Here is a 16,049-nt window from a genome sequence, read left to right as displayed (position 1 = left end):
GGACGGCACCATCGTGGAGTCTCGAACACACGCTTTCAGCGGCACGGCCGCGCCCGCCACCGGCGCGCCGGCCGATCTGCGGGGGGAGCAGGCCTTCGTCGCCACCCGGACGGATCTGGTGGACGCCGTGCTGCGGCGCCTCCAGATGCCGGGAGCCGTCGGCGCCGCGCTTCTCGGCGAGGAGGGACGCGGCAAGACGGCGCTGCTGCGGACCGTGGCCCACCGAGCATCCCGGACCCACCACGTGGTGCGGATCTGGGCGTCCACCCGCGCATCCGCCGAGCCCTACCGGGCCATCGCTTTCCTGCTGGCGGAGCTGGAGTCCGGGGACACCCAGCATCCGCTGACCATCATCCGGGGGGTCCGTGCCCTCCTCGAGGAGCAGTCCGGTGGCCGCCCGGTGCTCCTCGCCATCGACAATGCAGCCCAGTTGGACGCCGAGTCCGCCATGGTCGTCAGCCGTCTGGTCGTGGCCGGGGCGGCGTCCCTGGTGATCACCGCCGAAGCGCTCCGAACCATGAACAGCGCCTTCTCCGACCTGTGGCGCGACGGCGACCTCGAGTGCTTCGACCTACCGCGCCTGACCCGGCAGCAGATCCGCACCATCGCCGAGGCGGTCCTCGGGGCCCCGGTGTCGCCCCCCGCCGTCGACCTGCTGGACCGCTCGAGCGAGGGTAACGCCCGCTTCCTCTCCTCGGCCCTCGAGGAACTGCCCCACCGGGGACTCGCCCTGCGCGGCGGGGCCTGGGTCACCGCCTCGGACCGGATCCTCGTCTCCGACGACCTGCGGACGAGAACCCGGTCCCTGCTTGAGGCCCTGCATGAGCGTGAGCAGCGGATCGTGCGGACGCTCGCCTTCGCCGGCTCGCTGCCCACGGCCGTTGTCCGGCACCTCGCCGGTGTGCCGGCGGCGCAGTCCGGTGACCCCGGCATCGAGGCTCCCGCCGCCGCCCTGCCCGGGGACGGAGCCGTCCACCTCGACGCCCTGCATCCGCTCACCGTCTCCGGGACGAGCGGGGGAACCGATACCGTGTCCCTGCGCTCGCCCCTCGTCGCCGCCGCGATCCGTGAGCAGACGACCGCGGAGGAGACCGCGACGCTGTACGCCGTGCTTGCTGCCGCATTCGATCCACGAGGGCTGGACCCTCTGCTGCACGCCGACTGGCTGCTCGCCGCCGGCCTCCCGGTCCCGACGGGCCTGTCCCTCGCGGCGGCAGCGCGCTGTGCCTTCCTCGGGCGCCCGGAGCGGGCGTTCTTCTGGGCGTCCCTCCACGCCGACGGCACCCCGGAGCGCCTGTTGGCGTCCGCCGGCGCCGCCCTCGACCTCGGGCGCGGCGACCAGGCGGCAGCCCTGCTCGCGGACCGCCCGGAATCCACCGACGGCGTGCCCATCCCCTTGCGGGTGGCACTGCTCCTGCTGCGCAGCCGCGCGTCCCGCCTCACCAGCGGCCTCCGGGACGCTCGGGGGGCGCTGCTCGACGACGCAGATCGACTCCTGGCGGGCGCGGAGCAGCACCCCGGGACCTCGGGGGGGCTCGACCAGCAGCTCCTCGAGTGCCGAGGGCACCTGACCATCGGGCGCGCCGAGGACGCTGCGTTCGCGGGCGACTACCCGGCGGTCATCGGCCTCCTGCACGGGACGGACCGTTCCGGGTGGACCCCGGACCAGGAGGTCCTCGCCGACGGGCTGCTGTGCGAGGCCCTCGCGGTGACGGACCAGCAGCTCGCCGCCGTCGGGCTGGCCCACGCGGTCCAGGGGCGCCTCGATGCGTCCGCGCCCGGTCGGCGGGTGCGCGACGTCACCCGGCTGCGCCTCGCCGTGGCCCGCTACGCGGCGGGTACCGCCGACTCCGCGGGAGACGCAGCCACCGCGGGGGGGCCGGCGTCCAGCGCGGCGTCGTCCGCGGCCGGCCCCGACCTGGTGCAGGACTTCGTCTCCGGTATGGGGGCGGTACTCCTCGGCCGGCCCGACGACGCGCGCGAACTCCTCCTGCCGGTGGCACGGCAACTCGAGGTCCTGGACCCGCACGGCCTCCTGCCCCTGGCATCCGCGGCACTCGCCGCAACCGACGCCCGGAACGGGGTGAGCGAGGCGCCGCCCGGGCACCTGCCGCGGGCGGAGACCGGACGGCCGGCGTCGTGGCTTGCCGCCGCCGTGGCCGAGCACCTGCACGCGGTGGCCGCGGGGCCGCGCCACCCTCAGCCGAAGACTGCCGCACGGTTCCGGCTCCTCGCGCAGTCGGCCGAGGCGCAGGGGGCGTTCCTTGCGGCGATGCTGCACCGACTGGCCGAGGTCCGGTCGGGGACCACGCGCGCCGCCGCGGCACTGGCGACGGCGGCGGCCCGCGTGGAGGGCGTCTACGGGTCCGCGTGCGAACTGTACGCGAAGGCCGTTGGGGCGTCAGACGCCGAACTGTTCGCGCAGGCGATGGAGAGTGCGGCGCTCGCCGGCGACCACGGGTTGTCCCGGGACTGCGCGGCCCAGGCGGTGCAGACGGCGCAGCTCTCCGGGGCTCGCGGCGCACTCCGGGACGTCCAGCGGCGGGCACGCGGGCTCTTCGGGGACACCTCGGACATGGAGCTGGGCGTCGCCCTCGAGCAGCTCACCCGGCGCGAGCGGGAGGTGGCGCAGCTGGTTGCCGCCGGCGAGAACAACCGGAGCATCGCCCTCATGATGGGCGTCAGCACCCGCACCGTGGAGGGGCACCTCTACCAGATCTTCTCCAAGCTCCACCTGCGCACCCGCAGCGAACTCGCCGACCTCATCCAGCCCGGCCCACGGTGAACTTCCTCCGCACCGAGGACCAGCTGCCCTGCCGGCAATCCGTGGTCCACGCGTTGCTCGGGGCGCTGCAGTGGGAGGGCCGGCAGGGGGCCCTGGTAGTCGGTGAGACCGGCATGGGCAAGTCCTGGCTGCTCCGCACCCTGGAGCGCTCGCTGCCGCCTGGTGGGGGTGCCCACGTGGTGCGTGCCTCCCGCGCCCTGCGTTCCGTGCCCTACGGGGCCCTCGACGAGGTCCTTGCCGGTGTCCCCGCACCGGACCTCGCCAGTGCCTTCCCCGTGCTGCGGGCCGCACGGCAGCGCCTGCGCGGAGCCGACGGCCGCCCAGGAGTGGTGCTGGTGGACGACGCCCAGTTCCTCGACGACGAGACCACCCACGTGCTGACGGAGCTCGTGGTCACCGGCAGGATCCGCCTCGTCGCCTTCACCGACCACGCCCTGGCCCCCGCCGCCGGGCTCAACGCCCTGGCCCATGAGGGCTACCTCGACCGCATGCAGCTGGAACCGCTCGCCGACGCCACGCTGCGGTCCGTGGCCGGCCTCGCGCTGGGGTCCGCGGCGGCGGGGCCCGCGCCGCTGGGAGCCCGTGCCCTGCTGCGCCTCCGGGAGGCCACGGGCGGCAACCCGATGCTGCTCAGGGCGGTCCTCGACCACGCCGCCGCGACGGCCGCACGTCCCGGACCGGACGGGCACCCGGAGCCGGAGCTGGACCTGATCCGGCACCCGCCCACCGGTGCGCTCACCGATCTCGTCGCCTCGGTCCTCGCTCCGCTGCCCGAGGCGCAGCGCGCCGTCCTGGACGTCCTGGCTCTCGGCGGGGCGGTCCCCGCCTCCGAGGTCGAACGCCTCGCCGGAGTCGACGCCGTCCGCGCCCTGATCGACCAGCGTTTCGTGACCGCCCACCCCGCCGACGCCGGGTACCTGACGCTCCGGCACGGACTGTACGGGGAGGTGCTCCGGGCCACCCTGCCGCTCGGGCGGAAGGCCCTGCTGCACGCGGGAGTCGTGAATCTCGCGTCCACCCTCCCGCCCTACCAGTGCCACCGCCTCCGCCACCTCGACTGGGCCCTCGACGCCGGGGCGCCCGTCGACGCCGCGGTGCTCCTCGACGCCGCCAGGGTCGCCACCGCGCTGGGCCTGCCGGAGACGTCGGAGCGGTTCATGCGGGCCGTCCCCGGTGGGGACGGGCATGCTGCCGTCGTCGACCGCGCGCGTCCGCCCGCCGCCGGCGTCCGCCCGGTGGACGCCGGTGAGGTGCTCGCCGGACGGGATGCAGGATGGCCGGCGGAACTTGCGAGGGCGCAGGCCTTCCTCGATCAGGGCCGCCCGGAGGACGTGCTCGGGGAGTTGCCGGCGGAAGACCCGGCCCGCGGGACGGCGTCGCGCGCCGCTACCCTCGCCCTGCACGGTGGGGCCCTGGGCATGCTGGGCCGGGCGGTCGAGTCGGTGCAGTGCACCCGGGCCGCGCTCGACGCCGTCCTCGCCGACCCGTACCCCCTCGCCCACCTGTACGAGGACGTCCTGACCCACCACGTCCTCGTCCTCGCCCACACCGGTGCGGCCACGCAGGCGCTCGCCGCCCTCGCGGACGCCGAGACGGCCGTGCTGCCCTTCGGTGCCGGGGAGGTGCTGCGGGGCATCGTGCTCGTGCGACGCGGGGACGTGCGGGACGGCATGCGGGCCCTGGTGCCGGGGCTCACGCGGATGCGGAGGGACCGGCACCTCCTGCTGCCGTACGCCCTGGGAGTGGCCTCCTGGGGTGCGGCTGTCCTCGGGGAGACGGGACAGGCGGCAGCGCTGCTCGCGGAGCACCGTGCGCTGCCGGCCCGTGGGCGCCTGGACCTCGGGATCCTGGGGATCGCGTATGCTGCGGCAGCCGGCTCGCTCGAGTCCGGTACGCCGCAGCAGCCCGGGCCCGGTGCGCCGCAGCGGCCCGCGCCCTTCGCCGCCCTGCTCGCCCACGCGCGGCCGGCCGGGCTGCGGACCTGCGAGAAGGATCTCCTCGTGCTCGCCGTCCTGCTCGGCGTGCCAGGCGCCACCGACGGCCTGGCCCGGGTGGTCGCGGATCTGCAGGGGGAGGAGGCCCTGGTCCTCGCCGACCTCGCCGGGGCCACCGGGGCCGGGAACGGCGCCGCCCTCGGGTCGATCGCGGACCGCGCCGCCGCCGTCGGCCTCCCGCTGATCGCCCTGACCGCGGCCCTCCGCGCCGGGGAGGTTCGGGGAGAGCCCGGGACGCCGGCGGAGGCCCGCGCCGTGGCACGGCGCCTCCGCAGGTACAGCGCGCCCTTCGTCGGTACGCACTTCGAGGTGCGGGGAGGCGCTCAACGCCTGGCGGACCTGACGAGAAGCGAGGCGGCCGTGGCGCGGCGGGTCGCGGCCGGCGAGAGCAACCGGGACATCGCGCAGGCGCTGTACGTCTCGGTGCGCACCGTCGAGGGGCACCTGCACCGGACCTACGCGAAGCTCGGCCTCAGCGGACGGGCCCAGCTTGTCCGGGAGGTCAGGGAGGTCCGGGGGCTCCGCGCGGATCCGCTGCAGACTGCTCCCTGACCCCCGGAGCCGACCGCGCCCCTACGCCATGAGCGACTCGCCGGACATCCCTGAAGTATCGATGCGGGTAGACAACCAGATGATCTCGCGTATGATTCGGCGAAACCAACGTAGAAGGTGGCGACCCTTCCCGAGGCGGGTTGGGGGTGTCGAGGACCAGTCATGCGGTCGATGGGGATGGGCAATGACGGAGCACACGGAGACGAGGTGCGCTCGAGGCGCAGGCACGGACCGGCCCGACGCCTCCGAGGAGGCCGGTGTGTCCCATGCATGAGCGCGTGACGCAGGGCACCTGGCCTCTCGTGGGCCGCAGCGCCGAGACGGACCAGGTGCGGGCCGCCCTCCTCGGCGGGAGCTCGGGCGTGCTGCTCGTGGGTGCCTCCGGACAGGGCAAGACGGCGGTGGCCCGGCACGCGGTGAACGCCCTGCCGGCGGAGCAGGAGATCCTCTACATCCGCGGCTCCAGCCTCGGCGCCCCGACCGACTACAGTGCGCTCACGGTGCTCCTCGTCGACCTCGACGAGGCCGTGACCCGGACCCCCCTCCTGCTGCTCACCGCGCTGCAGGCGCTGTTCGCCGGACTGCCCGGCGGCCGGCCCGTCGTCGTCGTCGACAACGTGGCAGATCTGGACCCGGCGTCCGCCACCGCCCTGGCGCACCTCGCGTCCACGGACTCCGTGCGGCTCGTGGTCATCACCGAGCAGATCACCCGCACCCCCGAGCCCTTCGTCGAACTCTGGCAGAGCCGGGTCCTGGGACGGGTGGACATCGAACCGCTGACCTTCGAGCAGACCCGGGACCTGCTGCGGGAGGTCCTCGGCGGGGAGGTGTCCCGCGCCCTCGCGGTCGGGCTGTGGCGGGCGAGCGACGGCAACGCCGGCACCCTCCGCGTCCTGCTGTCCGTGGCGCTCGAATCCGGGCAGGTGCGGCTCAGGGACGGGATCTGGGTTCGGTGCAGGGAGCATCCGGGGAGCGCCGGCCTCGGGACGAGCGTGTTCGACGACGCCACCGGCGCCGCACGGACGGCCCTCGCCCTCCTGTCCGTGCTCGGCGAGACACCCCTGCGGATCCTCCTGGACCACATCCCGCGGGAGGAGGTGGACGCGCTCCGGCAGCGCGGGCTGATCAGCGTGCACGCGGGCGAGGATCCCACCGCGGTCATCGCCGCGCCGTTCGCCGCCACGTCCTTCAGGGCCACCCTGGCACGCTCCCCGGAACCCGCGATCCTCACCGCCCTCGACAAGATCGACGGGCGCACGGATCTGCCCCCCGCCGTCGGCGTCGTCCTCACGTCCTGGCTCCTGGACGCGGGCGGCGTCGTCGCGGATCACCGCCTCGGGGTCGCAGCGAGGCACGCGAACCTGCTCGCGCGCCCCGACGCCGCGCGCCGCTTCCTCGACGCGCTCGGCGACTGGCAGCAGCACCCGGCCGGCGTCGTCGAATACGCGCGCCTGCCCCGCGACGGCGCGGACGTCCGCGCGCTCCGCACCGCCATCGACACCCTCCTGCAGGATCCCGCGCTGGCTCCGGCGGACCGGGCGGCGCTCCGCCTGGCGGATGCGCGCACACGGCTGCGCTCCGCCCCCGTGGACGACGCCCTGCTGGACGTGCTGCGCCGGTGCGAGGCCGACTGCTCCGCCGTGGAGGGGGCTGACCGCGAGCAGCTGGCAGAAGACCTTGCCCTCCTGCGCCTCGAGCTGAGCCTGATCACGGGCCGGTACCGGGAGGTCCTCCGTGACGCCGCCGCCCTGACCGACTCCCTCCTCGACGCGTCGTCGACCGCGGTCCGAGGGAAGGGCATGCTCATGATGGCCCTTGCCGCGACGGGGCAGCACGAGCGGGTGGACGTACTGGCGGAGGCCCTGGCCCAGATCCGGCCCGCGGCCGCCCGTCCCTGCGACGGGCAGGAGGCGCACCAGAGCGCCCTGCTGGCCCTCGCCCTCGCGGGCCGCATCGACGAGGTGGTCCAGCGCCTCCGCAGCGTCTCGTCCTCCCGCCCCGACGTCCAGGACGAGGTGTGGGCGGAGAGCCTCGCGGGGATCCTGCTGGCCGGGGCGGGTCGCAGCCGGGAGGCGCTCCGGCTGCTCCTGCCCGCGCTGGCCGAACTGGGACTCGAGGACCGCTCGGGGATGCTGCCCGCGGCGAAAGCCGCCGCGGCGTACGCCTACGCGCTGGACGGCCAGGACGACGCCGCCCGGGGCTGCCTCGACGGGCTCCAGCACGGGTACATCGGCTGGCCCGCCGTGCGTCTGGTCGATTACTTCAGGGTGCTCACCGCAGCCCTGCTGGAGGACCAGGAGGACGCGGCGCAGGCGATGCTGCGGTTCGCGAACCTCGAACGCGCCCTCGGCAGCAAGGGACTCGAACTCCTCTTCCTCCTGCAGACCGTGCGGCTCGGGGAGGCGTCGGTCGCCCACCGCCTGCTGGTCCGTTCCGGTGAGCTCACCGGCCCGCTCGCGCACCTGGCCCGCCTCTTCAGCAGGGGGGTCCTCTCCCAGGACGCCGCCCTGCTGCTGGAGGCGGCCGAGGCCGCGCTCGCCGCCGGCCACCACGACCTCGCCGGATCCTCCTCCCTGCTCGCCGTCCAGTTACGCGCACCCGAGGACGACCCCCTGCTCTTCGTCCGCGCCGAGCAGATCCTCCGGCAGACCTCCGTGGAGCGGCGCCGGTCCCTGACCCGCCAGGCGCTCACGGAGCGTGAGCGCGCGGTGGCGAGGATGGTGGCCCGCGGCCTCTCGAACAAGGACATCGCCGCCGCAGAGCACGTGTCCGTGCGCACCGCGGAGGGTTACGTGCACCGCGCGATGTCCAAACTGGGCGTGCACAACCGCAAGCAGCTGCGCTCGGTGTTCGGGACGCGATGATGACCGGGGGAGACGGAATGCAGATGGTGGGCAGGAGGGCGGCGCTCGCCCGGACGGTCGCCGAGGCGCTCGCGGCGCCCGACGCGATGGGCGCCGTGCTCGTGGGAGAGGCCGGGATCGGCAAGACCGCCCTGGCTCACGGAATCTCCCGTCACCTGCAGGACACCCTGCGGGTCCTCCCCGTGCGGGGCGCCGCAGGGCTCCGCACGGTCCCCTACGGGGCCCTGTCCCGCTACCTGGTGGGGCTCACGCCCGCCGACGCGGAGTCCCCCTCCGCCGTCCTGCGCCAGTTCCTGCGGGGGATCACTTCTGATCTCAAGGCGCAGGCCCCGCCCCTCGTCCTCGTCGACGACGCCCACGCCCTCGACAACGAGTCCGCGCTGCTGATCATGCAGCTGGCCACGGCCCGCAAGGTGAAGGTCCTGGCCACCGCATGCCCGCTGCCGGGCCCGGTGGAGGAATTCGCCCGCGCCGGGAAGGACGGACTGCTGGCCCATCACGTCGTCGAGCCGCTCACCCTGCCCGACGTCCGGGAACTGTGCGGCCACGTGCTCGGCGGCCCGCTCCTCACCGGGACCGCGCGCCTGCTGGCCACCACCACCCGGGGGAACCCGCTCCTGCTGACCATGCTCCTCGAGCAGTTCAGGGCTGAGGGCCGGCTCGTAGCCTCGAACGGTGTCTGGCGGCTGCGGGGGCCCCGACCTGCCCTCGGAGCACCCCTGACCGATCTCCTGCTGCACGGGCTCAGGGAGCGCAGCGACGCCGAGCTGGCCGCCCTGGAAACCGTGGCCGTCCACGGGCGGATCCCGCTGGCCTCCCTCGAAGCCGTCGTGGAGCGCGGCGTCCTGGCGCGATTGGCCCAGGACCGGCTCATCGAGGTGGACCCCCTGAACGGGCAGTCCGTCTCCCTCCGGCACCCCCTGCACGCCGAGGCCCTGCGGGGCAGCGTCACCGCCGCCCGCGCCCTGGACCGCGCCGGGAACGGCCGGATCGGGATCGACGGCTCCGAGACCGGACCCGGAACCGTCGGCGATGCCCTGCCCCACCCGCCCCGGAACCCTGACCGGCTCGCCGACTGGACGGCCTCGGTGCTCCGGACGTCCTCGCCGGTCGCGGACGCCGTCCTGCTGCGGTCTGCGCGGGTGGCGAACCGCCTGCACAATCCGGGGCTGGCGCAGGAGGCGCTCAGGGCCGTCCGGGATCCGGCGCCCACGCCGGCCTCCCTCCTCGAGACGGCCTGGGTGCAGGGGACCGGCGGCAACCGGCAGCTCGCCCGGGTGCTCCTCGACGAGGCGCTCCGGACGGCGGAGGACCCCGCCCTCGCCAGGGACGGGGCCGCCCTCTCCCTGCACCTGGACCGGCACCTCGGGGACGGCGGGCGCGCGCTGCACGCCGACGTCGACCGGTGGGTCGAGCTGCTGGAGGCGGAGGCGGACCGCCGCGGCGGCGGCCCGCAGGAACGGGAGGCCGCCGACGCCGCGGTCCGCCTGCTCCGCACCGCCGTCGAGATCCTGGGAGGGACCCTGCGCGCGGCCCACGGCCTGGAGACCGCTCCGGTTTCTCCGGATCTGCCGGAGGAGGTGCGGCTGGTCCACCACACCCTCCTCGCGCACGCCCTGACCCGGTCCGGGCGGCCCATGGCGGCGTCCCGCGTCCTCGACGAATCCCGGCCGGTCCTCGAGGAGGATCCCGAGCACCTCCTGACCTACCGCGACGCCGTGTCCGGCGAGCTCATCCTGTCCCTCATCGGTGGAGGCGCCTGGGACCGCGCCCGCGACAGCTTCCACCGGTGCTACCCGCCGGAGGACGACGGCGCCTTCCTCCTCAGCGGCTGGCTCGACCTCATCGACGGCAGCAGGAGCCTGCACGCCGGCCGCTTCGGCGAGGCACGCGAGCACCTCCTCCTGGCCGTCGAGGCCTTCCGCGACCTCGACGGGCTGCATCTGCTCGAGTGGGTCTCCGGCGCAGCGGCCTACGCCTGCGCGCGGGCCGGTGACGTGCCGGGCGCCCAGGCCCTGATCGAGGCCCACGGGCCGCTGACGGGCGGGTCCGACGCCGTCGCCCGCCGCATGGGCGACGCCCACGTCGCGGCCGCGCTCGGACACCTGGGCGAGGAGGGCGCCGTGGCCCGCCTCCGGTCCATCGCCGCACGGGCCGAGGGCCGGGGCTCGCTCCTCGTGGCTGCCACCGCCCTCGACCACGCAGCGGGGCTGGGGGACAGGACGGCGCTGCGCCCCCTCGCCGAGGTGACGCGGGCGTTCGACGGCGATCCGGGCAGCAGCCTGCACCGCTTCGCCACGGCGGCCGCGGACGGCGACCGCGACGCGCTCGTCGCCGAGAGCGAGGCGTCCCGGCAGCAGGGGTACCTGCCCCTCGCCGTCCGGTGCCTGGAGGAGGCATCCCTGGTCGGTCCGTCCGGCGCGGTGGCCCGCGGCATCGACCGGCAACTGGGGGCCCTGCGCACCGAGCTTCGCGCGGTACCGGGCGGCAGTGCGGTGGCGCCCGCCCACGAGGCCTTGCTGACGCGCGGGGAGCAGGTGATCGTGAAGCTGGTCGCGGCGGGGCACACCAATCGTGAGATCGCGGAGATCCGGGGGGTGTCCACGCGCACCGTCGAGGGACACCTCTACCGTATCTTCGCGAAGCTTGGCATCAGCCGGCGCGAGGTCCTGCAACAACCCGATCCGCGCCCGTCGCACATTCCCGGGTAACCGCGGTCCAGCCGCGCGAGTGGCGTAAAGGGCTCGCACGTAGGCGTCACGGGTGAACGCGTACACACCACTCGTGTAGTGACGGGACCGGATCCCTACGATTTCCACAATGGCTTGAAGACAAGTTTGCGGAATTCACGAGAATCGGGTCCCTCCATGGGTCGTCCACATTGCGATAATTGCTGTGCCTCCCCGATGGATTTCCGCTCGAATTCGATGTTCCCGGACCATTTTCGTTCATTCACGACACCCCGGACCGATCCGGCCGGCGTCGCCCCCGTTCCGCCCGAGGAAGTCATTCCCGTCGGGCGCGGGAATCGGGGAATGCAATGACACAGGTGCAGAGCGCCTTCGGCAGTTCCAGCAGGGTGCCGGGTATCGCGGCCTTCAACCAGCCCATTCTGCTTTCCGGGACAACCTGGCGGAGACGCTACCAGCTGTCCCTCGTCGCCACGGATTCGGTCCTGATCCTGCTCGTCCTGGCCCTGAACATGGCGGCATCGACTGCGGGCGCGTCGTCAGGGGCCGGCCATCTGGCCCTCGGCGGCGCCGTGGCGGCCGGATGGATGACCGCCATGTCCCTGGCTCGCAGCCGGGATGCCCGGGTGGTCGGTACCGGGGCGGGCGAATACAAGAAGGTCGTCCGGGCGAGTGTCGGAACCTTCGCGGCGACGGCCGTCCTCGCCGTCGTCCTGGACCTCGAGCACTTCCGGGGGATGCTCGTCCTCGCGCTGCCGGCCGGCACCCTCCTCCTGCTGTCGGGCCGGTGGATGTGGCGGCGGTGGCTGCTCCACCAGAGCCTGCTCGGACACTACCTCTCGAAGGTCGTCGTCGTGGGCCGGCCGGCGGATGTCCGCTATGTCGCCTCCCAGCTGGCGAGGAAGTCCGGTCCTGCGTACACGGTCGTCGGAGCTGTGTACGAGGGCAAGGCCAGTCCCGCCGCCCTGCACGCCGGGGACCGTCTCGTTCCCGTCGTCAGCGGACTCCGGAAGATCAAGGACTTCGTGGCACAGACGGGGGCGGACGCCGTCATCGTCGCGGGACCCCTGCAGAAGGGCAGTTCCTACATCCGGGAGCTCGGGTGGCGCCTCGAGGAGTCCTCGACCGAACTGGTGCTCGCATCGGCGCTCACCAACGTCGCCGGTCCACGCATCACGATGCGGCCGGTCGAGGGACTCCCCCTCATGCATGTCGAGCTGCCGCACTTCACGGGCGGACGTCACGTCCTGAAGCGGGTGATGGACATCGTCGTCTCAGTGCTTGCCCTGGGCGTCCTGGCGCCGTTGTTCCTGCTGCTGACGCTCGCGATCCGCCACGATACTCCCGGGCCCGCGTTCTTCGTCCAGGAGCGGGCCGGTAAGGACTCGGCCGTCTTCCGGATGTTCAAGTTCCGCTCCATGGTCACGACGGCCGAGGACGAGCTCGAACTCCTCAAGGAGCACGACGAGGGCCACGGCGTCCTGTTCAAGATCCGGGACGACCCGCGGGTCACGCGGACCGGGCGGATCATCCGGAAGTACTCCCTCGACGAGCTCCCCCAGCTGTGGAACGTCCTGCGCGGTGACATGTCCCTCGTAGGGCCCAGGCCGCCGCTCGTCAGCGAGGTGTCCGCCTATGAGGAGCACACGCACCGCCGCCTCCTGATCAAGCCGGGGCTCACGGGCCTCTGGCAGGTCAGCGGCCGGTCGGACCTCGACTGGGACGAAAGTGTCCGTCTCGATCTCTGGTACGTGGAGAACTGGTCGGTCATGGGTGACCTGATCATCCTCTGGCGAACCTTCAAGGTCGTCCTCAGACCGGTCGGAGCGTACTGATGAGAGCGCAGAAATCCAGATCCCGGTGCTCCACCGGACCCGTTCGCCGGGTCGGCCCCTGGCGGGAGCAGCGATGACCATCCGGATCGGCTACGCAGCAGGCGCCTTCGATCTCTTCCACGTGGGACACCTCAATCTGTTGCGGCACGCGAGGAACCACTGTGACTTCCTCATCGCAGGCGTCGTCTCCGATGAACTGCTGGAGAGGAACAAGGGACGGCGCCCGGTCATCCCCCTGATCGAACGCATCGAGATCGTCCAGAGCGTGCGGTTCGTCGATCGTGCCGTCGCGGAGACCGCACCCACCAAACTCGACATGTGGACACAGCTGGGCTTCAACGTCTTCTTCAAGGGCGACGACTGGAAGGGCACCCCCCAGGGCCTTCTGCTCGAGGAAGCCTTCGCGCGGGTAGGCGTCGACGTCGTCTACTTCCCGTACACCGTCCACACCTCCAGTACCTTCCTGCGGCGGACCCTGGAGCTCCTCGATGCTCCCGCGGCCCGTGAGACGGCACTCTGATCCACCCACCCGTGCATCCGACTCCGGGGGAGTTGCCTGCACATACCGACCGGGAGTCCATCGATGTACAGGCTGTCCTCTCGCCCCGCACGCATCCGTATCGCGCTCGTCGGCACTCGCGGGGTCCCTGCCCGCTACGGCGGCTTCGAAACCTGCGTCGAGGAGGTCGGGCAGCGCCTCGCCGAACGCGGCCACGACGTCGTGGTGTACTGCAGGACGACCGAGGACACGGATCACGCCGTGACCGAGTACAAGGGTATGAAGCTCGTCCATCTGCCCGCACTCAAGAAGCGTTCACTCGAGACGCTCAGCCACACGGGGCTCTCCGCCTGGCACCTGTTCTTCAGGCGCGCGGATGTCGCCATCGTGTTCAACGCCGCGAATGCGCCGTGGCTGCCCGTCCTCCGTGCGGCCGGCATCCCGGTTGCGACCCACATGGACGGGCTCGAATGGAAGCGTGCCAAGTGGGGGCCGCTGGGCAAGAGGTACTACCGCATCGCCGAATCACTTGCTGTTCGCTGGTCCGACGCCCTCATTGCGGACGCCGCCGGCATCCAGGATTACTACCGTCAGGAATTCGACGTCGACAGCACCTACCTGGCGTACGGTGCCCCGATCCTCGAAAGCGGAGCGACGGACCGCCTCGCAGAGCTGAACCTCGTCCCCGGCGAGTACCACCTCGTCGTGGCACGCTTCGAACCGGAGAACCACGTCCACGTCATCGTCGAAGGATATGTGCGCAGCAGGGCGGAGCTGCCGCTGGTCGTCGTCGGGTCCGCCCCCTACGCCGACGACTACACCCGGCTCGTCACCTCACTCGGCGACGCGCGGGTGCGCTTCGTCGGAGGCGTCTGGGACCAGGAGCTCCTCGACCAGCTGTACGCCAACGCCCGGATCTACTGGCACGGCCATTCCGTGGGCGGCACCAACCCGTCACTCCTGCGCGCCATGGGCGCCGGCGCTGCAATCAACGCCTTCGACGTGAACTTCAACCGCGAGGTCCTGGGTGCCGACGGACGGTACTTCGCGGACGCTTCGGACATTCCCGCACTCGTTCACGCCGCGGAGACGTCGAGGTCGGACACGGTACTTCGTGGCAAGAAATCCCAGGCGGACGCCCTGGCATACGACTGGGATCGCGTCGCGGAGGGGTACGAGCAGCTGTGCCTCGGACTCCTGGGCCGCCGCAGGGCCGGTGGCCGCCGCTCCGGGGCCTTCCCGCTCACGACCAAGCTCCCCTAGGGTCGCGCGGCCGGCACCTCGACCCGCGTCCAGCGCGTCCAAGTGATGCTGCTCGCTTCCCCGGGGGAGTTCAGGTAGTTGGTACTCGTGTTCCGCCGTCTGCCGGGTTCTACGCTTTCCACAGATTTCGTCCCGCCGGGACGCATCGAACGATGGGTCTCTCATGGACAACCGATTCGTCGCCCGCCGCCGGACCAGCAGTCACCGCTGGGGCGGGATCCGACGCACGCCCCGCCCCGCCCTCGGCGCCGGGCGTGCACTCACGCCATCCCGTGCACCCTGCCCATGAGACGCCGCATCGGGCAGATGCTGCCGGCGGGCCTGGCGGGCATCGCCCCCTGTACCCAGGCCGCAGGAAGCCTGCTACTGATCCTCCTCGCCAGCCGGACCCTGGATCTGGCCGGGCTCGGTCGGCTCAGCCTCCTGTACGGGTTCTTCGTCCTGGCGTCCGGCCTGGTCAGCGGCTTCGTCGGGGACAGCCTGACGGTCCTGGACCGTGGCGCTCGACCCATACGGGGAGCGCTGCAGGCCTGGTTCCTGATCCTGGCCGGTTCCGTGTCCGTACTCATGACAGTGAGCAGTCACCTCATCGGTGCGTCCGGGATTGCACAGGCGCTGATTCTCGGCTCGGCCGGATTCGCCTTCGTGAGCGAGGAGATCGTGCGGCGCCTGCTGATGATCGACCTGAGATTCGGGCGGGTCGTCCTCGTCGATCTGGCGATGATCCTCGGCACGGGCCTCGCTCTCCTGGCCGCCGCCGGTGACGGCTTGCACCTCGCCGACTACGTCCTCGCCATCCTCGTCGGACAGGTGACCGGAGCACTCGCCGGAGTCTTCCTGCTTCCGCGGTCGGCGCGGTACGTCGTCACGATGCGAGGTTCCGCCCTCCGCCAGGTGGCTGGATTCGGGGTGTGGCGGGCAGCGCAGCAAGGCCTGAGGCCCGCTGTGCTGGCGGGGGTCCGCTTCATCGTCATCCTGTTCGTCGGTCTGGCTGCTGCGGGCGAACTGGAGGTTGCGCGGGTGTATGCCGCGCCGGCACTCCTCCTCGTCGGAGGGTTCTCGTCGTTCCTCTTCTCCTCCTATGCCCGGGATCCGTCGAAACCGCTGCAGGAACTCGTCCGCCGCGCGGACCGGGCCGTGGTGGCCCTCGCCGCCTTCACCCTCCTCGGTTCGGTTGCGGCTCTTCTCCTGCTTCCGGTGGTGGGTCCGATGGTCACCGGGCTGATGCCGGACCCCACGGCCGTGGCCGGCTGGCTGTGCCTGACGCTGGGCATCGGTGCAAGCATCCCCTACGGCTCGCTTGCCGCCGTCCGGGGGAGGGCCTCGACCGTGTTCGGCGTCCGCCTCACCGAGAGCCTGCTGTCGCTGGCTCTGGCCGCCGGGGTCGTCGCCCTGACGGATTCGTTCGTCCTCGCCCCGATGTGTGCGGCATGCGGCTCCCTGATCGGCGCCCTCGTTCTTCGCCTCGTCGTCCTGACCCGGCCCCCGCGCGCCTCGTCCCCCGCCCCTTCCTCGGGTACTTCGCAGAGCAGGCGGTCGACGTCGCATGTCTGAGCCCGAGGGAACC

Annotated in this window: 8 protein-coding genes; all 8 read left to right on the top strand. The window is 72.7% G+C overall.

Going from position 1 to position 16,049, the window contains the following annotated elements:
• The first annotated feature begins 13 nt into the window (after window positions 1–13).
• A complete protein-coding gene (locus C4K88_RS07820; RefSeq protein ID WP_104121075.1) occupies window positions 14–2,785 on the top strand; it encodes a helix-turn-helix transcriptional regulator in 2,772 nt (923 codons plus the stop codon).
• On the top strand, window positions 2,782–5,331 hold the full coding sequence (locus C4K88_RS07815; protein ID WP_104121074.1) for a LuxR C-terminal-related transcriptional regulator: 2,550 nt from the start codon (window positions 2,782–2,784) through the stop codon (window positions 5,329–5,331). The genes C4K88_RS07820 and C4K88_RS07815 overlap by 4 nt, the downstream gene beginning before the upstream one ends.
• Window positions 5,332–5,597: 266 nt before the next feature.
• Window positions 5,598–8,195, top strand: a complete 2,598-nt coding sequence (locus tag C4K88_RS07810) for a helix-turn-helix transcriptional regulator (protein WP_104121073.1) — start codon at window positions 5,598–5,600, stop codon at window positions 8,193–8,195.
• Between the two features lie 17 nt (window positions 8,196–8,212).
• Window positions 8,213–10,906, top strand: a complete 2,694-nt coding sequence (locus C4K88_RS07805; RefSeq protein WP_206604358.1) for a helix-turn-helix transcriptional regulator — start codon at window positions 8,213–8,215, stop codon at window positions 10,904–10,906.
• Between the two features lie 329 nt (window positions 10,907–11,235).
• Entirely contained in the window at window positions 11,236–12,720 is a 1,485-nt protein-coding gene (locus C4K88_RS07800; RefSeq protein ID WP_104121071.1) for a sugar transferase, read from the top strand.
• Between the two features lie 73 nt (window positions 12,721–12,793).
• A complete protein-coding gene (locus tag C4K88_RS07795) occupies window positions 12,794–13,240 on the top strand; it encodes an FAD synthase family protein (RefSeq protein WP_104121070.1) in 447 nt (148 codons plus the stop codon).
• Window positions 13,241–13,303: 63 nt separating this feature from the next.
• Window positions 13,304–14,482 carry a DUF1972 domain-containing protein gene (locus C4K88_RS07790; protein WP_104121069.1) on the top strand — a complete coding sequence of 393 codons (1,179 nt, stop codon included), beginning with the start codon at window positions 13,304–13,306 and terminating at the stop codon, window positions 14,480–14,482.
• Between the two features lie 285 nt (window positions 14,483–14,767).
• On the top strand, window positions 14,768–16,036 hold the full coding sequence (locus C4K88_RS07785; protein ID WP_146065650.1) for an MATE family efflux transporter: 1,269 nt from the start codon (window positions 14,768–14,770) through the stop codon (window positions 16,034–16,036).
• Window positions 16,037–16,049 lie beyond the last annotated feature (13 nt).

The organism is Arthrobacter pityocampae (assembly GCF_002927275.1).
Classification (GTDB): Bacteria; Actinomycetota; Actinomycetes; order Actinomycetales; family Micrococcaceae; genus Arthrobacter_D; species Arthrobacter_D pityocampae.
Note: the sequence above shows the minus strand (reverse complement) of the source record. Positions and strands in the feature narration are given on the sequence as shown.